18 protein-coding genes are annotated in these 22,561 nt (G+C 69.9%); 9 read left to right on the forward strand and 9 right to left on the reverse strand.

Going from position 1 to position 22,561, the window contains the following annotated elements:
• Positions 1 to 62 precede the first annotated feature (62 nt).
• Positions 63 to 1,127: a LacI family DNA-binding transcriptional regulator gene (locus tag ACIO9J_RS07455; RefSeq protein WP_401995883.1), complete on the reverse strand. Its 1,065-nt coding sequence runs from the start codon at positions 1,125 to 1,127 to the stop codon at positions 63 to 65.
• Positions 1,128 to 1,314: 187 nt separating this feature from the next.
• On the opposite strand from ACIO9J_RS07455, the gene ACIO9J_RS07460 reads away from it, so the two are divergent.
• A complete protein-coding gene (locus tag ACIO9J_RS07460; protein WP_401994028.1) occupies positions 1,315 to 2,049 on the forward strand; it encodes an SMI1/KNR4 family protein in 735 nt (244 codons plus the stop codon).
• Between the two features lie 65 nt (positions 2,050 to 2,114).
• On the opposite strand, the gene ACIO9J_RS07465 is transcribed toward ACIO9J_RS07460, so the two are convergent.
• From ACIO9J_RS07465 to ACIO9J_RS07490, 6 genes are all read right to left on the reverse strand, one after another.
• Complete coding sequence (locus ACIO9J_RS07465) at positions 2,115 to 3,038, reverse strand: hypothetical protein (protein WP_401994030.1); 924 nt, start codon at positions 3,036 to 3,038, stop codon at positions 2,115 to 2,117.
• Between the two features lie 37 nt (positions 3,039 to 3,075).
• Complete coding sequence (locus ACIO9J_RS07470; RefSeq protein ID WP_401994033.1) at positions 3,076 to 4,353, reverse strand: alpha/beta hydrolase family protein; 1,278 nt, start codon at positions 4,351 to 4,353, stop codon at positions 3,076 to 3,078.
• 91 nt (positions 4,354 to 4,444) lie between these two features.
• Complete coding sequence (locus ACIO9J_RS07475; RefSeq protein ID WP_401994036.1) at positions 4,445 to 5,215, reverse strand: succinate dehydrogenase/fumarate reductase iron-sulfur subunit; 771 nt, start codon at positions 5,213 to 5,215, stop codon at positions 4,445 to 4,447.
• Positions 5,212 to 7,158 carry a fumarate reductase/succinate dehydrogenase flavoprotein subunit gene (locus ACIO9J_RS07480; RefSeq protein ID WP_401994039.1) on the reverse strand — a complete coding sequence of 649 codons (1,947 nt, stop codon included), beginning with the start codon at positions 7,156 to 7,158 and terminating at the stop codon, positions 5,212 to 5,214. The genes ACIO9J_RS07475 and ACIO9J_RS07480 overlap by 4 nt, the downstream gene beginning before the upstream one ends.
• Positions 7,158 to 7,994: a hypothetical protein gene (locus tag ACIO9J_RS07485; protein ID WP_401994042.1), complete on the reverse strand. Its 837-nt coding sequence runs from the start codon at positions 7,992 to 7,994 to the stop codon at positions 7,158 to 7,160. Before ACIO9J_RS07485 ends, ACIO9J_RS07480 begins: the two co-directional genes overlap by 1 nt.
• Positions 7,995 to 8,073: 79 nt before the next feature.
• On the reverse strand, positions 8,074 to 8,376 hold the full coding sequence (locus ACIO9J_RS07490; RefSeq protein WP_401994045.1) for a hypothetical protein: 303 nt from the start codon (positions 8,374 to 8,376) through the stop codon (positions 8,074 to 8,076).
• A gap of 389 nt (positions 8,377 to 8,765) precedes the next feature.
• On the opposite strand from ACIO9J_RS07490, the gene ACIO9J_RS07495 reads away from it, so the two are divergent.
• The 8 genes from ACIO9J_RS07495 to ACIO9J_RS07530 all read left to right on the forward strand — a co-directional run bounded on the left by ACIO9J_RS07495 (position 8,766) and on the right by ACIO9J_RS07530 (position 20,283).
• Entirely contained in the window at positions 8,766 to 11,081 is a 2,316-nt protein-coding gene (locus tag ACIO9J_RS07495) for an ABC transporter family substrate-binding protein (protein ID WP_401994048.1), read from the forward strand.
• A gap of 318 nt (positions 11,082 to 11,399) precedes the next feature.
• The gene (gene typA / locus ACIO9J_RS07500) at positions 11,400 to 13,274 is read left to right on the forward strand and encodes a translational GTPase TypA (protein WP_401994051.1); all 1,875 of its coding nucleotides are present in this window, start codon (positions 11,400 to 11,402) and stop codon (positions 13,272 to 13,274) included.
• Between the two features lie 542 nt (positions 13,275 to 13,816).
• A complete protein-coding gene (locus ACIO9J_RS07505) occupies positions 13,817 to 15,442 on the forward strand; it encodes an ABC transporter substrate-binding protein (protein WP_401994054.1) in 1,626 nt (541 codons plus the stop codon).
• A 90-nt stretch (positions 15,443 to 15,532) separates the two neighbouring features.
• Complete coding sequence (locus ACIO9J_RS07510) at positions 15,533 to 16,462, forward strand: ABC transporter permease (RefSeq protein WP_401994057.1); 930 nt, start codon at positions 15,533 to 15,535, stop codon at positions 16,460 to 16,462.
• The gene (locus ACIO9J_RS07515) at positions 16,455 to 17,405 is read left to right on the forward strand and encodes an ABC transporter permease (RefSeq protein ID WP_401994060.1); all 951 of its coding nucleotides are present in this window, start codon (positions 16,455 to 16,457) and stop codon (positions 17,403 to 17,405) included. Before ACIO9J_RS07510 ends, ACIO9J_RS07515 begins: the two co-directional genes overlap by 8 nt.
• Positions 17,406 to 17,416: 11 nt before the next feature.
• Positions 17,417 to 18,478, forward strand: a complete 1,062-nt coding sequence (locus ACIO9J_RS07520; RefSeq protein ID WP_401994063.1) for an ABC transporter ATP-binding protein — start codon at positions 17,417 to 17,419, stop codon at positions 18,476 to 18,478.
• Positions 18,471 to 19,625: an ABC transporter ATP-binding protein gene (locus tag ACIO9J_RS07525; protein ID WP_401994066.1), complete on the forward strand. Its 1,155-nt coding sequence runs from the start codon at positions 18,471 to 18,473 to the stop codon at positions 19,623 to 19,625. Before ACIO9J_RS07520 ends, ACIO9J_RS07525 begins: the two co-directional genes overlap by 8 nt.
• Positions 19,626 to 19,725: 100 nt before the next feature.
• Entirely contained in the window at positions 19,726 to 20,283 is a 558-nt protein-coding gene (locus ACIO9J_RS07530; protein ID WP_401994069.1) for a GNAT family N-acetyltransferase, read from the forward strand.
• 149 nt (positions 20,284 to 20,432) lie between these two features.
• Here the strand turns inward: ACIO9J_RS07530 and ACIO9J_RS07535 are convergent, their stop codons facing one another.
• Positions 20,433 to 21,509 carry an ABC transporter ATP-binding protein gene (locus tag ACIO9J_RS07535; protein WP_401994072.1) on the reverse strand — a complete coding sequence of 359 codons (1,077 nt, stop codon included), beginning with the start codon at positions 21,507 to 21,509 and terminating at the stop codon, positions 20,433 to 20,435.
• Between the two features lie 26 nt (positions 21,510 to 21,535).
• Entirely contained in the window at positions 21,536 to 22,561 is a 1,026-nt protein-coding gene (locus ACIO9J_RS07540; protein WP_401994075.1) for an ABC transporter ATP-binding protein, read from the reverse strand.

Here is a 22,561-nt window from a genome sequence, read left to right on the forward strand (position 1 = left end):
ACCGCCGACCGCCGACCGCCAGCCGCATCGGCCGACTCACCCTGCCCGCGGGCCCGTAGGCCCTACCCGCACCCGCAGCTCGTCCGGCGCACCACGCTCACCGGGAGCATCAAATCGACGGGGTCGCGGTCGCGTTCCGGGCCGAGGCGGCGCACGAGGAGTTCGACCGCCTCCTCGCCGAGGCGGCGCATCGGCTGGCGCACGGTCGTCAGCGCGGGTCGCACCAGGCGGCCGAGCGGGATGCCGTCGAAGCCGGTGACAGCGATGTCGTCCGGCACCCGCACGCCGCGCCGCTCCAGCGCGTGCAGCGCGCCGATGGCCATCTGGTCGTTCGCGAAGAGCATAGCCTCGGGCGGTGACCCGGCCGCCTCGGCCCGGTCGAGGAGCGCGTCGGCGGCGCGCGCGCCCTCCGCCTGGGTCATCATCCCGGCGCGCAGATCGGGCTCTTCGCGTACGGGAAGGCCCGCCTCCCGGCACGCCTCCTGATAGCCGAGGAACCGCGCCTGCGCGTCGGGCGAGCGCTCCTCGCCGCCGATGAAGACCAGCCGCCGCAGACCGTGGTCGGCGATCAGGTGCCGGGTCAGCTCGCGCTGGCCGTCGGCGTTGGCGACCTCGATGTGGTCGAGGTGGTCCAGCTCGTCGTTCTCGCGGGGCCCCGCGAGCATCACGACGGGCAGCCGCCGCGAGATCACGTCCAGGTCCTCGGTCGGCACGGTCCGGGAGAGGACGGCGAAGCCGTCGACCCGCCCCGCGACCTTGGCGACCAGGCTCTCCGGGCCGCCCTTGAGCGACGCGGCGATCAGCAGCGCGTACCCGTGGCGGCGGGCGGCCCGTTCCATGCCGCGGATGATCTGGTCGGAGTAGAGCATGAAGGCGTGGTCGTCGTCGGCGTCGGCCGCGGCGGCCTCGGTCTCGGTGTCCGGGTCCGAGTGGTCGGGGAAGCAGAGCCCCAGCACGCCGGTGGAACGGCTGGCGAGCCCGCGGGCGTTCCCGCTGGGCACGTAGCCGAGCTCGCGGGCCGCGGCGAGGACCCGTTCGCGGGTCTGCTCGCGGACCGAGTCCGGGTTGCGGTAGACCCGCGACACCGTCGCGATGGAGACGCCCGACCGCTCGGCGACGTCGTACACCGTGGGAGTTGTGCTCACCCGATCGCCTGCTCGTTTCTCGCTGCTGATGTCGTGATCGTTGTCCTGGCCGATGCCTCACGGAACCGGCCCCGGCCGGATTGAAAGCGCATTCACACTAGGCGCGTACGGTGACCGTGAGCAAGGCCGGGTCCCCTTCCGGGGGTGTCGGGAACGGGGAGGTGCGCAGGTGGGCGGGGTCTGGGCAGGCGTGCGGGAGCGGGTGCTCGCGCTGCGTGAGGCGCCGAACGGGCGGGCGGTCTTCGGGGCGTACTTCCGCGAGCACGGCCACCGCTTCGAGCTGCGCCCGGTGCTCACCGAGGAACAGGTCGGGGCCGTGGAACGGCGGCGCGGCGTGACGTTCCCGCCCGAGTACCGCGCGTTCCTGCTGGAGGTGGGCGCGGGCGGCGCGGGCCCGGACTACGGGCTGTTCCCGGTGACGCCGGACGAGTACGAGGATGAAGGCGAAGGGGGGTACGAGGGCGAAGGCGCGTACGCCGACGACGATGCGGTCCCGGGCGAGGCCGACGCCCCGCCCCCGCTCTTCCGCCCCGAGCGCACCGCCGAGTGGGAGGAGCACCAGGCGGCCGAGCCCTGGCGGACCGCGTACGGCGACACGGACGAGGAAGCCGAGAGGTTCCGCCGGGACCACGCCGCCTGGGACGCCCGCGACGACGAACTCCTGGAGGGGCTGACCGACGGCGCCCTCTACGTGAGCGAACAGGGCTGCGCCTACTACACGCTGCTCGCCCTCACCGGCCCCGAACGCGGCACGATGTGGCACGACGCCCGCGCGGCGGCCGAAGGCGTGATTCCGGTCGAGTTCGTCGGCAGCACGGAGAGGGTCACGTTCGCGCGGTGGTACGTCCACTGGCTGACGGTCGCGGAGCGCCGGGCCTGGCAAGAGCCCACGCCCGCAGCGTAGTTCGGGGTCACCTCGCCCCGCACTCCGTCACCGGGACGAGACCCGCGTCCCTTCCCCACGTCCCCTCACCCCTTCGACCGCCCCCAGATCAGCAACCCCGGCAGCTCGCCCGTCTTGTCGTTGTCACCGGGGCGCAGTCCCGACTCGGCGCGGTTCTTCCACGTCATCGAGACCAGCGGGGTCCCGCCCTCGCCGACGGTCACCTTCGAGCCCGCGTAGCGCTCGCCGGGTGCCGTCTTCTCGCGGAGCCGGGCCGCGGCGTTCTTCGCCGCCTTGCGCGAGCCCGTCCGCGCGCACAGCTTCTCCGTGGACGACTCGCGGTCCTTGCCGAGGCGCCCGCCGATCGCGAAGAGCACGGTGTCCGCGTCCGCGCGCTCGGCGTAGTACGACGCCTCGTACACGTCACCCAGGCAGTCGGCGACCTCCGCGTAAGTCTCCTTGTCCAGAAGGGACTTGTCGGGGGCTTCGATGCCGAGTGCGACGTCGGAGCGGATGCTGGTGCGGACGGATTCGGAGGCCTCGAACGTCGTCGGCTCGCCGGACTTCTTGTAGCGGGTGCCGCCGTCGGAGTCGGTGGGCTTGTAGCCCTGCTTCTTCATGGCGCGGGCGATCGCGTCCGTGTCGAACCGGCCGGTGAGCAGCGAGCCGTCGCCGACCTGGACGGCGGCCCGTACGTCCTTGGCGTCGAAGCCCCAGTCCGCGCGGACGCTGCCGCCCGTGTAGCCGTGCTGGACGACTTCGAGGATTCCGTACCCGGCCAGGCCGCGGTAGAGCGCGGGGTCCGCGGCGACGAGCCGGCGCGCGGTCCGCACGTCCCGGTAGGTCACCGCCTGGTCGGCGGCCGACGCGGGCACCGCGTCGAGCGCCCGTTCAAGACCTGTGTCGCCGTCGCCGCCCCCGTCGTCCCCGCCGGGCAGGGAGCACGCCGCCGCGCTCGCGGTCAGCGCGCCGGTGAGCAGCACGGCCAGGAAGGGGCGGGGTAGACGCATGCGCGGCAGTGTGGCACAGGGGGCCGGGCGGGGAGGCTCACCCCGTGAACTCGATCTCCGGGTACCGGGCCGAAGGACCGTCGAGCAGTCCGTCGTCCTCGTTCTTCAGCCACCGGTCGAAGAACGAGGCCACGTAGGCGCGTTGGGCCGTGACGGCCCGTCCCGGATCGACCGTGCCGATGTTCTTCTCCAGGGTCGCGCGGTCCGCCCCGGTCTGCGGAAGGAGCGCGGACAGGTCGGTGTAGGCCTGGTGCAGGGAGCCGCGCAGCGTCAGCTCGCGGTGCGGTCCCGTGCTGTGGGAGAGGAAGGCGCGCCAGGACGGTTCGGTGGGGCGGTCGCTGCCCATCAGCAGGAACGGGCGGTCCAGGCCGTGTTCCGCGACCGGCATCAGGTTCGTGCCCTGCGGCTCGGAGTTGAACTCCAGGGTGCCGTCCAGGTTCACGCCCGCCCTGACCCTGCGGTCCTCGTACATCGTCTGCGCGGCGGCGATACCGCCCGCGGAGTGGCCGACCATGCCCACGCGCCGCCGGTCGACGAGCGCGGACAGGCCGTGCGGCAGCGAACCGAGGCTGTCGAGGAGGAACTTGGAGTCGGCGACCCGTACATCGGTGGTCTTCTTGAGCAGTTGGGGCACGGTGCCGTTCTTCTCGGCCTCCTGGAACGCCTTCATCACCGGTCCGAAGTCCTTGACCGAGCCGTCGGGGAACTGCACCGCCGGGCTCTCGTAGGTGTGGTCGAGGGTCACCACGACGTAGCCGCGGCCGGCCATCTCCTCGACGAGTGCGGTGCCCCAGGTGCGCGGGTCGCCCGCACCCGCCGCGTACACGAGCACGGGACGCCGCCCGCCCCGGGTGTCGGCGGGCGCGCCCTCGCGGGCGTGCGTGCGCGTGGCGGCGAAGTCGAGCGCGCCCTTGGGGATGCCGTGCGGCGCGCTCGCGTCCCAGGGGGCGGCGGCGCCCGGCGCCATGTAGCGCGCCCGCGGCCGTCCGTCGCCCGCGCCGGGCGCGGCCGGGTACCAGACGCTGACCATCAGCTCCCGGTACGGCTGCGCGGGCACCCACGGGTCGTGCCGCGAACGGTCGACGAGCCGCGCGGAGACGGTTCCGATGCCGTAGGGGCCGGTGGGCGCGGGGAGGCGGGCGGCGACGGCCCCGGCCTCCGTGGCCGCACGCGCCGACCCGGGCGCGGATGCGGACGCCGACGCGGACATCGGCAGCAGGGCCGCCGCGAGCCCGGCGGAGGCGAGCCCCAGCAGCGTACGACGCGTCAAAGCCGAGGAGCCCGAGGAAGCCGTGGAGTCCGAGGAAGAAGTCATGCCTCCATGCTGGTCGCGGCCCGTCCGCCGAACCATGGGGGAGATCACGAGAATCCCCCTGGGGGATTACCCCCAGGGGCCCGTCCGGCGGCTACTCCCCGCGCCGCCGGATCTTGTTGCCGAGCCAGACCAGCGGATCGTACTTGCGGTCAACCGCCCTTTCCTTCAAGGGGATCAGCGCGTTGTCCGTGATCTTGATGCCCTCGGGGCAGACCTCCGTGCAGCACTTGGTGATGTTGCAGTAGCCGAGCCCGTGCTCGTCCTGCGCGGTGCGTTTGCGGTCCAGGCCGGAGTCCGCCGCCGCGTCCAGCGGATGCATGTCCAGCTCGGCGACCCGCATCAGGAAGCGCGGCCCGGCGAAGGCGCCCTTGTTCTCCTCGTGGTCGCGCACCACATGGCAGGTGTCCTGGCACAGGAAGCACTCGATGCACTTGCGGAACTCCTGCGAGCGGTCCACGTCCGTCTGCTGCATGCGGTACTCGCCGGGACCGAGGTCGGCGGGCGGTACGAAGGCCGGGACTTCGCGCGCCTTGGTGTAGTTGAAGCCGACGTCCGTCACCAGGTCCCGCACCACGGGGAAGGCCCGCAGCGGCGTCACCGTGATGACCTCGTCGGGTTCGAAGACCGACATGCGCGTCATGCACATCAGCCGGGGCCGCCCGTTGATCTCGGCCGAGCACGAACCGCACTTGCCCGCCTTGCAGTTCCAGCGGACCGCGAGGTCGGGCGCCTGGGTGGCCTGGAGGCGGTGGATGATGTCGAGGACGACCTCCCCCTCGTTGACCTCGATCTTGAAGTCCTCCAGGGAGCCGCCACCGGTGTCCCCGCGCCAGACCCTGAATTGCGCGTCGTACGAACTCACTCGTACAGCTCCTCTTCGGCCAGGTACTTGACCAGCTCCTCCTTCTCGAAGAGGGCGAGCAGGTCCGGGCGGATGGGCTCGGTGCTCACGCGGACGAGGTCGATCTGGCCGCGTACGGGATCGGTGGCGGCCAACCCGCCGCTGGGATCGGCGAGTTGGCAGAGCAGATTGACCCGGCGCCACTCGCGGCTCATCGCGGGATGGTCCTCGCGGGTGTGGCCGCCGCGGCTCTCGGTGCGCTCCAGGGCGGCCCGCGCCACGCACTCGCTGACGAGCAGCATGTTGCGCAGGTCGAGCGCGAGGTGCCAGCCGGGGTTGAACTGCCGGTGCCCCTCGACCCCGGCCCGCCGGGCACGCACCCGCAGGTCGGCGAGTTTCTCCAGGGCCTGGGCCATCTCTCCCTCGCGGCGGATGATGCCGACCAGGTCGTTCATCGTCTGCTGGAGTTCCTGGTGGAGGGTGTACGGATTCTCCGGCGTCGCCCCGTCCTCGGGCCCCTCGGCGCTGAACGGCCGCAGTGCCTCGGCCGCCGCGGTGTCCACCTGCACCTCGTCCACGGCGGGCCTGGCGGTCAGGCCCGCGGCGTACCGCGCCGCGTGCAGCCCCGCGCGCCGTCCGAACACGAGCAGGTCGGAGAGCGAGTTGCCGCCCAGCCGGTTCGAGCCGTGCATGCCGCCCGCGACCTCGCCCGCGGCGTAGAGCCCGGTGACGCGGCGCGCGGCCGCGGTGTCGGAGTCGACCGCGATGCCGCCCATCACGTAGTGGCAGGTCGGCCCGACCTCCATCGCCTCCGCGGTGATGTCGACGTCGGCGAGCTCCTTGAACTGGTGGTACATGGACGGCAGTCGGCGCTTGATGACGTCGGCGGGCATGCGCGTGGAGACGTCCAGGAAGACACCGCCGTGCGGCGAGCCGCGGCCCGCCTTCACCTCGGAGTTGATGGCGCGCGCGACCTCGTCGCGGGGCAGCAGTTCAGGGGGGCGGCGGTTGTGGTCCGGGTCGTCGTACCAGCGGTCGCCCTCCTCCTCCGACTGCGCGTACTTCTCCTTGAAGACGTCGGGCACGTAGTCGAACATGAACCGCTTGCCCTCGGAGTTCCTGAGGACGCCGCCGTCGCCGCGCACGGATTCGGTGACCAGGATGCCCTTCACCGACGGCGGCCAGACCATGCCGGTCGGGTGGAACTGCACGAACTCCATGTTCAGGAGCGGGGCCCCGGCGAGGAGCGCCAGCGCGTGTCCGTCACCCGTGTACTCCCACGAGTTCGACGTCACCTTGAAGGACTTGCCGATGCCGCCGGTCGCGAGCACCACGCTCGGCGCCTCCAGGACGAAGAAGCGGCCCGACTCGCGGTCGTAGCAGAAGGTCCCGCAGACCCGTCCGCCGCCGCCGTCGCCGGTCTCCTCCTTGAGGACCCGGGTGACCGTGCACTCCTGAAAGACCTTCAGACGTGCCTCGTAGTCGCCGAATTCGCGGAAGTCCTCCTGCTGGAGCGCGACGATCTTCTGCTGGAGGGTGCGGATGAGTTCGAGGCCCGTGCGGTCGCCGACGTGGGCGAGGCGCGGGTACTCGTGGCCGCCGAAGTTGCGCTGGGAGATCCGGCCGTCCGGCGTGCGGTCGAAGAGGGCGCCCCAGGTCTCCAGCTCCCAGACGCGGTCGGGCGCCTCGCGGGCGTGCAGCTCGGCCATCCGCCACTGGTTGAGGAACTTGCCGCCGCGCAGCGTGTCCCGGAAGTGGACCTGCCAGTTGTCGCCGGAGTTCACGTTGCCCATGGAGGCCGCGATGCCGCCCTCGGCCATCACCGTATGGGCCTTGCCGAACAGGGACTTGCAGATCACGGCGGTCCGCGCGCCCTGCTCGCGGGCCTCGATCGCGGCCCGCAGCCCGGCCCCGCCCGCGCCCACCACGACGACGTCCCACTGCTGCCGTTCCACTGGAGACATCAGAACAACCTCGGATCGTCGAAGGCGCCGGACGCGAGCAGGTACACATAGAAGTCGGCGAGCGCCACGCTCACCAACGACGCCCAGGCGAGCAGCATGTGACGGGCATTCAGCTTTCCGACCCACTGCCACATGCGGTAGCGGACCGGATGCTTGGAGAAGTGCTTGAGCTTGCCGCCGACGATGTGCCGGCAGGAGTGGCAGGAGAGCGTGTACGCCCAGATCAGCGAGATGTTGACGACGAAGATCAGGGTGCCGAGGCCCATGTGGCCCCACGCGTAGTGCTCGTCGCGGAAGGAGAGCACGGTGTCGTACGTGAGGATGCCCGCGACCGGGACCGCCGCGTAGAAGAAGTACCGGTGGATGTTCTGGACGATCAGCGGGAAGCGGGTCTCACCCGAGTACTTCTTGTGCGGCTCGGCGACCGCGCAGGCCGGTGGCGACGCCCAGAAGCCCCGGTAGTACGCCTTGCGGTAGTAGTAGCAGGTCAGCCGGAAGCCGAGCGGGAAGATCAGGATGAGCAGCGCGGGGGACAGGCCCCACCAGCTGCCGAAGAGATCCCAGTTGGGGCCCGAGCGCATCGGCGCGCAGTTGTCGGCCAGGCAGGGCGAGTAGAATGGCGACACGTAGGGCGCCTGGTAATAGTCCGCGTTCGCGAACGCCCGCCAGGTCGAGTAGACGACGAAGGCGAGCAGCCCGGCGGCCGTCACCGCGGGCGCCAGCCACCAGCGGTCGGTCCGCAGATGGGCAGCGCCGATCGCGGCGCGCGTGCCGTCGCGCACGCCGCCTGCCGGGGTCCTGCCACTTTTCGGTTGGGGTTCCGTGCCGGTGGCCAACGAGGCTCCACTCCTTCTTCCGCGGTTGGGGGAGGGGCTCTGAGGGGCGTGGCTCAGGGCGGGGCGGGGGTGCGGCCCGTCAGGGCGCGTGGCGGTCGCGGGCGCCCAGGCCCTCGTCGTCGGAGTCCGTCCACAGAGAGCTGTCGTACGGCGTGTCGGGGATCGTCACCAGGTCCGGCCCGCGTGGCCGCACGCCAGGGGCCGGTGCGGCCGCGCGCAGCAGGGCGACGCTCTCGCGCAGATGATCGGTGTCGGTGCGCACCCGGCGTACGTCGACGCTGTCCGCCAGCTCGTCGCCGGCCTGCCGCTCCAGCTTTCCCACGGTGCGGACCAGTTCGTCGACACAATGCTGAACAGCCGTCAATTCATCGTGCAGAGCCATGATTTGCCCTCACTTCGAGTGTGCGGTGGCAACGCTCATGCGCCTGCGAGTGTCGCGCGTCACATCCCGGCTTGTGAAGAGATCTGCACCGATTGCCGGATCGCGGGCCGCGAATGCGCCGGATCACGCGCCGATCGCGTCGGCCACGACCGAAAGTGTCCGCCGGTGACCGCGGACCGCCGGCCGCCGGCCGGGGGTGGGGCGGCCCGTTGGGCCGCACGAGTGGGATATGGGCGCCGGTACGTCGTGCCTCCACCGCGCCGCCGATCCCGTCGCCTTCAGTGGGGCGATAGATGTGATCAGCTCCATATACCCCCAAACGTGATCAAACCCGGCCCGGACCTGGCAGCGGGCGGCCGGGCGAGCCCCGGACCCCGGAGGTACCAGCCATGTCCCACGACCGCGCAAGAGTCGTCGGCGTCAGATCTGTCGTGTTCCTCGCGACGGGGGTGCTGGCTCTGCCCGCCCTCGCCGGGTGCGGCTCGAACGACGAGGCAGGACGGCCGACCGCGGGCCAGGACGTCGCCCCCGCGGCCCGGGACCTGGTCGCCGACGGGGGGACCGTGAAGTGGGCGGTCGACGCCCTGCCCGAGACCCTCAACACCTTCCAGGCCGACGCCGACACCGGCACCTCGCGGGTCGCGGGCGCGGTCCTGCCCTCGCTGTTCCGGCAGGACGCACAGGGCAGGACGCAGGCCAACCCCGACTTCCTGGAGTCGGCGTCGGTCGTCGAGCGCGAGCCCAAGCAGGTCGTCCTGTACAAGCTGAACCAGCAGGCCGTCTGGAGCGACGGCCGCGAGATCGGCGCCGACGACTTCGCCGCCCAGTGGCGGGCCCTCGCGGGCAAGGACACCGCGTACTGGACGGCCAGGAACGCGGGCTACGACCGCATCGAGAAGATCGAGCGCGGCGCGAACAACCTGGAGGTGCGGGTCTCCTTCGCCAAGCCGTACGCCGACTGGCGCTCGCTGTTCTCGCCGCTGTACCCCAAGCAGGTCATGGGCACCCCCGACGGTTTCAACGACGGCGCGCGCCGCAAGCTGAAGGTGACCGCGGGACCCTTCGCGCTCGGCGACGTCGACCGCAAGGCGGGCGACGTGACGCTGACGCGCAACCCGCGCTGGTGGGGCAGGCCCGCCAAGCTCGACAAGATCGTGCTGCGCGAGGTGGCGCGCGACGAGCGGGCCAAGGCGCTCGCCGACGGTGACGTCGACCTCGCCGAGATCGACCCGGCGGAGGCTGACCGGATCTCGCTCGCCGCCCGCGACAAGGGCGCCCAGGGTCCGCCGGCCCACGGCCCCGGCTCGGCGGTCACCCCCGGCAAGGCGCTGCGCTCCTGGGCGATCGCGCACGGCTCCGACGAGGAGGCCGCGGAGAGCGAGGCGGCGGCGCGCAGCAAGACGCGCAAGGCCGTCAAGAAGTACGCGAAGGAACAGACGGGCCTGCGCGGCTACGTGGTCCGCAAGTCCCTGGAGCCCGCCTACACCCAGCTGGCGCTCAACGGCTCCGAGGGCCCGCTCGCCGACGACCGGGTGCGCCGCGCGGTGGCCCGCGCGCTGGACAGGGAGCAGCTCGCCCAGACCGTGCTCAAGCCGCTCGGCCTGCCCGCGGAGCCGGTCGGCAGCCATCTCGCGCTCGCCGGACAGCAGGCGTACGCGGACAACAGCGGGGCCCTCGGCGAGCAGGACACCACCGAGGCCAGGGCACTGCTCGCGGACGCGGGCTGGATGCCGGGCGCCCCGCTCAAGGACAAGAAGGCCAAGACGGCGGGCAGCGAGGCGGACCGCAAGAAGAAGGCGCGCGACTCCGACGAGGGTTCCGAGGCCTCCGGGGACGACGGCACGTACATCGTCGGCGAGGACGACGGGAAGCCCGGCGACAGCGGCACCACCGTGCTCGCCCCGGCCCCCGCTGCCGCTTACCAGCGGGCCGCCCTGAACCGCCAGGCCGATGTGCTCGGGCTGCCCCGCGAGGCCGAGAAGGAACAGAAGAAGGACCCGGGCGGCCAGGCCAAGCAGCGCGCGGAGAAGCAGTCCGCCGCCAAGTCCCACGCGGGCGCGCGGGACCAGGCCAAGGGCGGCGCCCCCGGCGCCTACGCGCCCAAGGGCACCGCGGCCCCCGCCGCGGTCGGCGGCCCGCTCGCCAAGGACGGCAAGTCCCTCACGCTGCGCTTCGTGCTCCCCTCGGGGCAGGGCTCGGAGCCGCTGCGCGCGGTGGCCGACCGGATCACGCGGATGCTGGAGAGGATCGGCGTGCGCACCGAGGTCTCCAAGGTCGCCGACGACAGCTACTTCAAGGACCACATCGCGTCCGGACAGTACGACCTGGCGCTCTACTCCTGGCCCGCGTCGGCCTTCCCCGCCACCGACGCACGGCCGATCTTCGCCAAGCCGGTCCCGGCCGCGGACGGTTCGCTGAACGTCGAGCAGAACTACACGCGGGTCGGCACCGACCACATCGACCAGCTCTTCGACGAGGCGGCCGGTGAGCTGGACGACGAGACGGCCCGTTCCCTGGTCAGGAAGGCCGACGCGCGCATCTGGGCGGAGGCGGGCTCCATCCCCCTCTACCAGCGGCCCCAGCTGGTCGCGGCCCGGCCGAACCTGGCGAACGCGGGAGCCTTTGGCTTCCAGTCGCCGGAATTCGAGGACATCGGCTTCCTGAAGCCGGGCGCCAAGCCGTCGACCGGGCCTTCCGCCATGTGAGAGACCATGTGAGAGACCACGTGGGAGACGTGGCGTACACCGAGTCTTCACGTATCTGACGCTCAGATTCCGCTCAACTCCCTTGCCCGCCGTACACCCCGGCGGGCAAGGTCATGTCTACCCATTGACCTGCGGATTTGCCCCTCGCCGCCGACGTGCCCCAAGCCTCGTCGGCGCCCCTGCCCGCACCCCCGCGGAGGCCGCCTCCGCGCGAGCCACGTAGACTGGGGTGAGGCCGTGGCGTGTTCTGCCCGGCAGGGCACGCGTACCGGACCGTACGCGCCGCCGTCCACTCTTCCCGGGAGAAGCGCAGCTCGTATGCCCACGCGCCATGACATTCGTAACGTCGCCATCGTCGCCCACGTCGACCACGGCAAGACGACCATCGTCGATGCCATGCTCAAGCAGGCCGGTGCCTTCGCCGCGCACGCCGCTGAGTCGCTCGACGACCGCATGATGGACTCGAACGACCTGGAGCGTGAGAAGGGCATCACGATCCTGGCCAAGAACACGGCCGTCAAGTACCACCCCAAGGATGGCGGCGACGTCATCACCATCAACATCATCGACACCCCCGGCCACGCCGACTTCGGTGGTGAGGTCGAGCGCGGCCTGTCGATGGTGGACGCGGTCGTCCTGCTCGTCGACGCCTCCGAGGGTCCGCTGCCGCAGACCCGCTTCGTGCTCCGCAAGGCCCTCCAGGCCCGGATGCCGGTCATCCTGTGCATCAACAAGACGGACCGCCCGGACTCCCGGATCGACGAGGTCGTCAACGAGACGTACGACCTCTTCCTCGACCTGGACGCCGACGAGGACCAGATCGAGTTCCCGATCGTCTACGCCTGCGGCCGTGACGGCGTCGCCTCGCTGACCAAGCCGGAGGACGGCACCGTCCCGGCGGACAGCACCAACCTGGAGCCGTTCTTCTCGACGATCCTGGAGCACGTCCCCGCTCCGCAGTACGACGAGGAGGCGCCCCTCCAGGCCCACGTCACCAACCTGGACGCGGACAACTTCCTCGGCCGCATCGCGCTCTGCCGCGTCGAGCAGGGCGAGCTGCGCAAGGGCCAGACCGTCACCTGGATCAAGCGGGACGGCACCCAGTCCAACGTCCGCATCACCGAGCTGATGATGACCGAGGCGCTCACCCGCAAGCCCGCCGAGAAGGCCGGCCCCGGTGACATCTGCGCCATCGCGGGCATCCCGGAGATCATGATCGGCGAGACCCTCGCCGACCCCGAGAACCCGATCGCGCTGCCGCTGATCACGGTCGACGAGCCCGCGATCTCCATGACCATCGGTACGAACACCTCGCCGCTGGTCGGCAAGGGCGGCAAGGGCCACAAGGTCACCGCCCGCCAGGTGAAGGACCGCCTGGACAAGGAGCTGATCGGTAACGTCTCGCTCCGTGTCCTGGACACCGAGCGTCCCGACGCCTGGGAGGTCCAGGGCCGTGGTGAGCTCGCGCTCGCCATCCTGGTCGAGCAGATGCGCCGCGAGGGCTTCGAGCTGACCGTCGGCAAGCCCGAGGTCGTCACCAAGCAGGTCGACGGCAAGACGCACGAGCCGATCGAGCGCATGACGATCGACTCGCCCGAGGAGCACCTCGGCGCCATCACGCAGCTCATGGCGACCCGCAAGGGCCGCATGGAGACCATGACGAACCACGGTTCGGGCTGGATCCGCATGGAGTGGATCGTCCCGTCCCGCGGCCTCATCGGCTTCCGTACGGAGTTCCTGACCCAGACCCGCGGCACCGGCATCGCGCACTCGATCTTCGAGGGTCACGAGCCGTGGTTCGGCGACCTGCGAACCCGTCACAACGGCTCGCTGGTCGCGGACCGCTCGGGTTCGGTCACGCCGTTCGCGATGGTCAACCTCCAGGAGCGCGGTGTCATCTTCACCGAGGCCGGCACCGAGGTGTACGAGGGCATGATCGTCGGCGAGAACTCGCGCGCCGACGACATGGACGTGAACATCACCAAGGAGAAGAAGCTCACCAACATGCGTGCGGCCTCCGCGGACACCACGGAGAACGTGGTCCCGGCCCGCAAGCTGTCCCTTGAGCAGTCCCTGGAGTTCTGCCGCGACGACGAGTGCATCGAGGTGACCCCGGAGACCGTGCGCATCCGCAAGGTCGTCCTGGACCAGAAGCAGCGCGGCCGCACCGCGTCGCGCGCCAAGCACAGCTGACGCGCGGCCCCCTGAGGGGCCTGCACAACTGAGGCTGGCCTGCGGCCAGTTCGGGCATCAGAGGCCGGTTTCCTTCGCTCCTGCCGGAGCGCGGGAAACCGGCCTCTCGCGCGCCCGGTGGCGGTACCGTGGCGCTGCCCGGCGGCCCTGCCGCCCGCACCTCGGCGATCTCTCCTCGCGATGGTGGAGCGAGGCACCCTTCGGCAACCGGATTTCAGACGCCGAACGTCCGCTATGCGGACGTCACTGACCGTTAGATGTGTAACACGTCCGTTTCGCAACCATCTATCTCGGATCGGTTTGTCCGGATTTTGGAAGTTGTACGTGCCAGGTGTGATTGAACCGAGACCAAAAGGGTGTGGTCGGGCGGTACCTCATGGCTAATAGTTGACCGCGTATAGCTCGGGTCAATGGGTCACGCGCTGTGGGGAGCGCCGACTCACGAGCACACTGGGGTACACGATCTTCGCCGTCAGGGGTGTCGGCGGGATTCTTCGTACCCCCTCTCGTAGTGAACAAGTGGACTCATGAGGAGGAACCCCATGCGTGGTGCCAAGAGCGCCAAGTGGGTCGCGATAGCCGGTGTTGTGGCGCTGACTGCCACCGCTTGTGGCGGCAGCGACAGCGGCGACAACAGCAATCGCAAGGTCGACCCCAAGGGGATCGTCAGCTACGCCAACGGTGAGCCGCAGAACGCTCTGCAGCCGTCCAACACCATGGAGGCGTACGGCAGCGTCGTCATCGACTCGCTCTTCACGGGCCTGGTCCACTACGACAAGAAGGGCGACATCACCTACGAGAACGCCGAGTCGGTCACCCCCGACAAGGACTCGAAGGTGTGGACCGTCAAGCTGAAGCCGGGCTGGAAGTTCCACAACGGCGAGGCGGTCACCGCCAAGTCCTACGTGGACGCCTGGAACTGGGCCGCCGACCCCGCCAACGGTCAGCAGAACAGCGCCTGGTACCGCGACATCCAGGGCTACGACGAGGTGCACCCGGCGAAGGGCAAGGCCAAGAAGAAGGTCATGTCCGGTCTGAAGGTCGTCGACGACAACACCTTCACGATCTCGCTGAAGAGCGGCATCCCGTACTACGCCTACAAGCTCGTCTACGCGCCCTTCTACCCGCTGCCCTCGGGCGCGCTGAAGGACCCGAAGAAGTTCGGCGAGGCCCCGGTCGGCAACGGCCCGTACAAGTTCCAGAAGTGGGACCACAAGAAGCTGATCTCGGTTCGCGCCTGGGACGGCTACAAGGGCGCCAACAAGCCGAAGAACGGCGGCGTCGACTTCAAGGCCTACAACAAGGACACGGCGGCCTACGCCGACCTGAAGTCGGACAACGTCGACTCGATGCCGATCGTCCCGAACAGCGAGATCGCCAACTTCAAGCAGGACTTCGGCGACCGCGCGATCGACATGGACTTCTCGGCGCTCAACACGGTCAACTTCGCCTTCTACACCAAGCAGTGGAAGGACATCGACCCCAAGGTCCTCCAGGGCCTGTCGATGGCGATCGACCGCGACACCATCGCCAAGACGGTGTTCCACGGCACCCGTGAGTCCGCGACCGGCTGGGTCGCCAAGGGCGTCAAGGGCTACCAGGACGACGCCTGTGGCGAGTACTGCAAGTTCGACGCCAAGAAGGCCAAGCAGTCCATCAAGGACGGCGGCGGCGTTCCCGGCAACAAGATCTCCATCCAGTACAACGCGGACCAGCCGCACAAGGACTGGGTCGTCGCGGTCTGCAACTCGATCACCAACGCGACCGGCGTCAAGTGCGTCGGCGACCCGGTGACCGACTTCGCCGCGGACACGGAGATCCGTGACCAGAAGAAGGTCAAGTCGATGTACCGCTCCGGCTGGGTGCTCGACTACCCGTTCAACGGCAACTTCCTCGCCGACCTCTACGGCACCGGTGTCGACGGCAACAAGGGCGGCTTCTCGGACAAGAAGTTCGACGAGCTGACCAAGAAGGCCGACGCGGCGAAGACCATCGAGGACTCCGCGAAGCTGTACCAGCAGGCCGAGAAGGAGCTGGTCAACACCTTCCCGGGCATCCCGCTCTGGTACAACAAGACGCTCTCCGCGTACTCCAAGAACGTGAAGAAGGTCGAGTTCGACCAGGCCGGCGACCCGGTCCTCACGGACGTCGAGGTCTTCGAGAAGTAGCAGTCGTCGGAGTACCGCTCCCGCGAGGTGACGCCCGGCGATCCCGGGCGTCACCTCGCGGGCGGCTCCGCAATGGACGGAGGCACCACCATGGGGCGTTACGTCGCGAGGCGACTGCTCCAGATGATCCCGGTCTTCATCGGGACCACCTTGCTGATCTTCCTGATGGTCAATGTGCTCCCCGGTGACCCGGTGGCGGCACTCTGGGGAGACAAGCCGCCGGACCCCGCGCAGGTCGCGCAGATCAAGCACGACCGTGGGCTTGATCTGCCGCTGTGGCAGCAGTATTTCCACTACATGGGTGGACTGCTGCAGGGCGACTTCGGCCACACCATCGCAGGCAACCGGCCCATCCTCGACGAGATCACGCAGGCCTTCCCGGTCTCGCTGCGACTCGCCGTCATGGCCTGGACGTTCGAGCTTGTCGTCGGCATCACGCTGGGCGTGCTCGCCGGCATCCGGCGCGGTCGCGTGCTCGACAACGCGGTGACGCTCTTCACGCTTCTCGTGATCTCCGTCCCGATCTTCGTGTTCGGCCTGTTCTTCCAGCTGATCTTCGGCAACCAGCTCGGCTGGGTCACGCCGACGGTGCAGGACTCCGAGAACATCGGGGAGCTGCTGCTGCCCGCGCTCGTGCTCGGTCTGGTCGGTCTCGCCTACGTGGCGCGCCTGACCCGCACCTCGATCGCCGAGAACCGGCAGGCCGACTACATGCGCACCGCCGTCGCCAAGGGACTGCCGCGCAGGCGGATCGTCACGCGGCACCTGCTGCGCAACTCGCTGATCCCGGTGGTCACCTACCTCGGTACGGACATCGGCGCCCTCATGGGCGGCGCGGTCATCACCGAGGGCATCTTCAACGTGACCGGCGTCGGCAACCTCCTCTACCGCGCGTTGGGCCAGCGCGAGGGAGCGGTCATCGTCGGTGTCGTCACCGTCCTGGTGCTCGTGTACCTCCTCGCCAGCCTGATCGTCGACCTGCTCTACGCGGTCCTGGACCCGAGGATCCGTTATGCCTGACATCACCAAGACCACGGACCAGACGGTCACGCCCGTGGGGCCCCAGACCGTCGTCGTCGACGCCGGCGAAGCGCCCGGCAAGCCGCGCAGCCTGTGGGGCGACGCCTGGCGTGACCTGCGCCGCAGGCCGCTGTTCCTCATCTCGTCGGCGCTGATCGTGGTGCTGCTCCTGGTGGCCGCCTTCCCGGGCCTCTTCACGAGCGCCGACCCGAAGTACGGCGACCTGACGAACCACTTCCTGCAGAAGCCGAACCTCACGCACTTCTTCCAGGCGGACTGGTTCGGCTACGACCGGCAGGGCCGCAGCGTCTACGCGCGTGTCGTCTACGGCGCCCGCAACTCGATCATGGTCGGCCTCGGCGTGACCATCCTCGTGACCGTCTTCGGCGGCCTGATCGGCATGCTCGCGGGCTACTTCGGCGGCATCTGGGACAGCCTGCTCTCCCGGATCACCGACGTGTTCTTCGGCATCCCGTTCCTGCTCGGCGCCATGGTCGTCCTGAACGCCTTCACCGTGCGCAACGTCTGGGTGATCACCGGCGCGCTCGCCTTCCTCGGCTGGACGCAGATCGCCCGCGTGATGCGCGGCGCGGTCATCACCACCAAGCACGCGGACTACGTGATGGCGGCCAAGGCGCTCGGCGCGGACACCAAGCGGATCCTGTTCCGGCACATCCTGCCGAACGCCGTCGCACCCGTGATCGTCATCTCGACCATCGCGCTCGGCACGTACATCGTCGCCGAGTCGACGCTCTCGTACCTGGGTCTCGGTTTCGGTGACGACGCGCTCTCGTGGGGCGGCGACATCTCCGACGCCCTCAGCGACATCCGGAACAACCCGCACACGTTGATCTTCCCCGCCGGGATGCTCAGCCTCACCGTGCTGGCGTTCATCATGCTCGGCGACGCTGTACGCGAAGCCCTCGACCCGAAGCTGCGCTGAGGGAGGCGTACATGACCAGCATCGATCTCAAGACCGACTCGATCCCCGCCCCCCGCTCGGGCGAGGAGAAGAGCGGCAGGCTCCTGGACGTGAAGGACCTGCACGTCGAGTTCCACACGCGCGACGGCGTGGTCAAGGCCGTCAACGGCGTCAACTACAGCGTGGACGCGGGCGAGACGCTCGCCGTGCTCGGCGAGTCCGGCTCTGGCAAGTCCGTGACGGCCCAGGCCATCATGGGCATCCTCGACATGCCGCCCGGCAAGATCCCGCAGGGCGAGATCCTCTTCCGCGGCCAGGACATGCTGCAGATGTCCAACGAGGAGCGCAGGAAGATCCGCGGCCGCAAGATCGCCATGATCTTCCAGGACGCGCTCTCGTCCCTCAACCCCGTGCTCTCGGTGGGCTACCAGCTCGGCGAGATGTTCCGGGTGCACGAGGGGCTGAGCCGCAAGGAAGCCAAGGCCAAGGCCGTCGAGCTGATGGAGAAGGTCAAGATCCCGGCCGCCAAGGAGCGGGTGAACGACTACCCGCACCAGTTCTCCGGCGGTATGCGCCAGCGCATCATGATCGCGATGGCGCTCGCCCTTGAGCCGGACCTGATCATCGCCGACGAGCCCACCACGGCCCTCGACGTGACCGTCCAGGCGCAGGTCATGGACCTGCTCGCGGAGCTCCAGCGCGAGTACCACATGGGCCTGATCCTGATCACCCACGACCTCGGCGTGGTGGCCGACGTCGCGGACAAGATCGCGGTCATGTACGCGGGCCGGATCGTCGAGACGGCGCCGGTGCACGAGCTCTACAAGCGCCCGGCACACCCGTACACGCGGGGCCTGCTCGACTCGATCCCGCGCCTGGACCAGAAGGGCCAGGAGCTCTACGCGATCAAGGGCCTGCCGCCCAACCTGCTCAAGATCCCCGGCGGTTGCGCGTTCAACCCGCGCTGCCCCAAGGCGCAGGACATCTGCCGTACGGAGATCCCGGCCCTGGTGCCGGTCACCGAGCAGGACGGCACGGAGCTGGCCGGGCGCGGCAGCGCGTGCCACTTCTGGAAGGAGACGATCCATGGCTGAGCCGAAGAAGCTCTCGAAGGCCGACGAGCCGCAGGACGCGACGCCCAACGTCTCCGAGGTGGAGACGGTCGACGCGGCCACCGCCGAGGAGGCCGTCGCGGCCATCGAGGCGCCGGTCGAGCGCGGCGAGCCGATCCTCCAGGTCCGCAATCTGGTGAAGCACTTCCCGCTCACGCAGGGAATCCTCATCAAGAAGCAGGTCGGCGCGGTCAAGGCGGTCGACGGCATCTCCTTCGACCTGTACCAGGGCGAGACGCTCGGCATCGTGGGCGAGTCCGGCTGTGGCAAGTCCACGGTCGCCAAGCTCCTGATGACCCTGGAGCGGGCCACGGCCGGCGAGGTCTTCTACAAGGGCCAGGACATCACCAAGCTGTCGGGCCGGGCGCTGAAGGCGGTCCGGCGCAACATCCAGATGGTGTTCCAGGACCCGTACACCTCCCTCAACCCCCGTATGACGGTGGGCGACATCATCGGGGAGCCGTACGAGATCCACCCCGAGGTGGCCCCGAAGGGCTCGCGCCGCCAGAAGGTCCAGGACCTCCTCGACGTGGTCGGGCTCAACCCCGAGTACATCAACCGCTACCCGCACCAGTTCTCGGGCGGCCAGCGCCAGCGCATCGGCATCGCGCGCGGTCTGGCCCTCAACCCCGAGATCATCATCTGCGACGAGCCGGTCTCGGCCCTGGACGTCTCCGTCCAGGCCCAGGTCATCAACCTGATGGAGAAGCTCCAGGACGAGTTCAACCTCTCCTACCTCTTCATCGCGCACGACCTGTCGATCGTCCGGCACATCTCGGACCGCGTGGGCGTGATGTACCTCGGCAAGATGGCGGAGATCGGCTCGGACGAGCAGATCTACGAGCACCCGACGCACCCGTACACGCAGGCGCTCCTCTCGGCCGTCCCGGTGCCGGACCCGGAGGCCCGCGAGGGCCGCGAACGGATCATCCTCACCGGCGACGTCCCGTCGCCCGCCAACCCGCCCTCGGGCTGCCGCTTCCGCACCCGCTGCTGGAAGGCGGAGGACAAGTGCTCCAAGGAGGTCCCGCTGCTCGCGATCCCGGAGCGGTTCAAGGGCGCGGACACTCCGGCCGCACACGAATCGGCGTGCCACTTCGCCGAGGAGAAGGCGGTACTGGTCGGCTGACGGCCGCCGCGCGGTGACTGAACGGGGAGCGCCCGGGACCGAAGAGGTCCCGGGCGCTCCCCGTTTTCCCCGAGTGCTCCCGGAACAGGAGGAGGGGCCGATGACCGACGGACCGGGCGGGATAGAGGCGGGCGGGGGACTGTCTCTGCGGCCTTGGCGGGAGGAGGACACCGCGGAGGTCCTTGCGGCCTTCCGCGCGCCGCTGATGGAACGGCAGGCGGACGAGCCCGTCGACTCGACGGGCACGGCGGCCCGCTGGATCGCCCGCCGCGCCGCGGAACGCGCGGCCGACTCGGCGTACGCCTTCGCCGTGGTGGACGCCGGGGACCGGCCCCTCGGTCACGTCGCGGTGGGCGCCGTGAACCGCGTGCACGACACCGGCTGGGTGTCGTACTGGACGGTGCCGCGGGCCCGCGGCCGGGGCGTGGCGGCCCGCGGCTGCGCGGCGCTCGCCCACTGGACCTTCACGGAGCTGGGCCTGTTTCGCCTGGAACTGGGACACCGCACCGACAACCCCGCCTCATGCCGCGTGGCCCACGCCGCCGGCTTCGCCGTGGAGGGGCTCCAGCGGCGGAAACTGGCGTACGACGGCGTGCGCCACGACGTGGAGCTGCATGCCCGTCTCGCGTCCGATCGGGTGCGGGGGAGTCACCTCTGACAACTTGCGGCCGCCCGGCGGACGGGTGCCCGGACGGAAGGCCCGCGCTGCCCGGAGGTGCGCGGGCCTTCCGCATGGCCCGGCTCCGGGTGTCGCGCCCAGCTCGGGTCAAGGGGGAGGGGCGGGGCCGGAGCCGGGTGGCTGGGGGGCTACAGGTGTTTGCGGGGCTGGGGCGGCTTGCGGTCCTGCGGGGTGTTGCGGGCGCCGGGGATCGCCAACTCCGAGGCGGGCTCCGGGAAGTGACAGGCCGTCAGGTGGCCGTCCCGGTTGTCCGCGATCTGGACCAGCGGCGGGCTGTCCGTCGCGCACTTGTCCTGCGCCTTCCAGCAGCGCGTGCGGAAGCGGCACCCCGAGGGCGGGTTGACCGGCGAGGGCACGTCGCCGGTCAGCAGGATGCGTTCGCGGCGCGGCACCTCCTCCGCGGTCGCCTCGGGCACGGCGGACAGGAGCGCCTTGGTGTAGGGGTGGCGCGGGTTGCCGTACAGGTCCTCGCGGTCCGCGATCTCCACGATGCGGCCCAGGTACATCACGGCGACCCGCTGCGAGAAGTGCCGTACGACGGCCAGGTCGTGGGCGATGAAGAGGAACGCGATGCCCAGGTCCTGCTGGAGCTGCTGGAGCAGGTTGACCACCTGCGCCTGGATCGAGACGTCGAGCGCGGAGACCGGCTCGTCGGCGACGATCAGTTTGGGTTCCAGGGCCAATGCCCTTGCCACGCCGATGCGTTGGCGTTGCCCGCCGGAGAACTCGTGCGGGAAGCGGTTGAAGTGCTCGGGGTTGAGGCCGACGGTCTCCAGGAGTTCGCGCACGCGCGCCTCCCTGCCGCCGGCCGGGTTGATGTCGTTGACCTCCATCGGCCCCGAGATGATCTTGCCGACCGTCTGCCGCGGGTTCAGCGAGGCGTACGGGTCCTGGAAGATCATCTGGATCTCCGAGCGGACCGGCGCCAGCTGCTTGCGCGTGGCGTGCGCGATGTCCTGCCCGCGGTAGGAGATCCGCCCGCCCGTCGGCTCCAGGAGGCGCGTGACCAGGCGTCCCGTCGTCGACTTGCCGCAGCCGGACTCGCCGACCAGGCCGAGGCTCTCGCCCTCGGCGACGGTGAAGTCCAGGCCGTCCACGGCCTGCACCGCGCCGATCCTGCGCCGGAACGGGAAGCCGCCCATGACAGGGAAGTGTTTGGTCAGCCCGCTGACTTCCAGGAGAGGAGTGGGAGTGGTGCTGCTCATCGTCGTGAAGTCCCGTCTCTTGTACGTCAGTCGGTGCGCGTGCCCGCGAAGTCGGCGAAGAACTCGGTGCGCTGTTCCGCCGTGAGGTGGCAGGCGGCACCGCGCCCCCCGGAGAGTTCGAGGAGCGGCAGCTCGTCCGCGCAGCGCCCGCCGCCCACCTGCTCGGTGAACGTGCACCTCGGGTGGAAACGGCAGCCGGAGGGCGGGTTGAGGAGGCTCGGCGGGGTGCCGGGGATGGGCGAGAGCGGGACGTCCACCGGGCCTTCGAGTGAGGGCATGGAGCCCAACAGGCCCCAGGTGTAGGGATGCTGGGGCGCGCGCAGGACCTCCTGCTTCGTGCCCCGCTCCACACACTTGCCGCCGTACATCACCAGGACGTCGTCAGCGATGTCCGCGATCACGCCGAGGTCGTGCGTGATGAAGATGATCGACGTGCCGAACTCCTGCTGCAACTCCTTGAGCAGGTCCATGATCTGCGCCTGGACCGTCACGTCGAGCGCCGTCGTCGGCTCGTCCGCGATCAGCAGCGCCGGGTCGCAGACCAGCGCCATCGCGATCATCGCGCGCTGGCGCATACCGCCGGAGAACTGGTGCGGATAGTCGTCCACGCGCAGATCGGGCTGCGGGATGCCGACCTTCGTCAGCATCTCGATCGACCGCGCCCGCGCCTCCTTCTTGGAGGCACCGGTGTGCTTGCGGAACGTCTCGCCGATCTGCCGGCCGATGGTGTGGTACGGCGAGAGCGAGGCCAGCGCGTCCTGGAAGATCATCGCCATCTTGTTGCCGCGCAGCCGCTCCAGCTCCCGCTCGGTGGCGGTGAGCAGCTCCTGGCCGTCAAGGAGGATCTCGCCGTCGATGACGGCGCTGTCCTTGTGGTGCAGGCCGAGGATGGCGAGGTTGGTCACGGACTTGCCGGAGCCCGACTCGCCCACGATGCCGAGGGTCTTGCCCTGCTCCAGCTCGAAGTCGAGGCCGTCGACGGCCTTGACCATGCCGTCCTCGGTGGAGAAGTGGACGTGCAGGTCCCGTACGGACAGGAAGGGGGTACTCAT

Origin of the sequence: Streptomyces sp. NPDC087300 (genome assembly GCF_044744425.1) — a bacterium.
GTDB lineage: Bacteria > Actinomycetota > Actinomycetes > Streptomycetales > Streptomycetaceae > Streptomyces.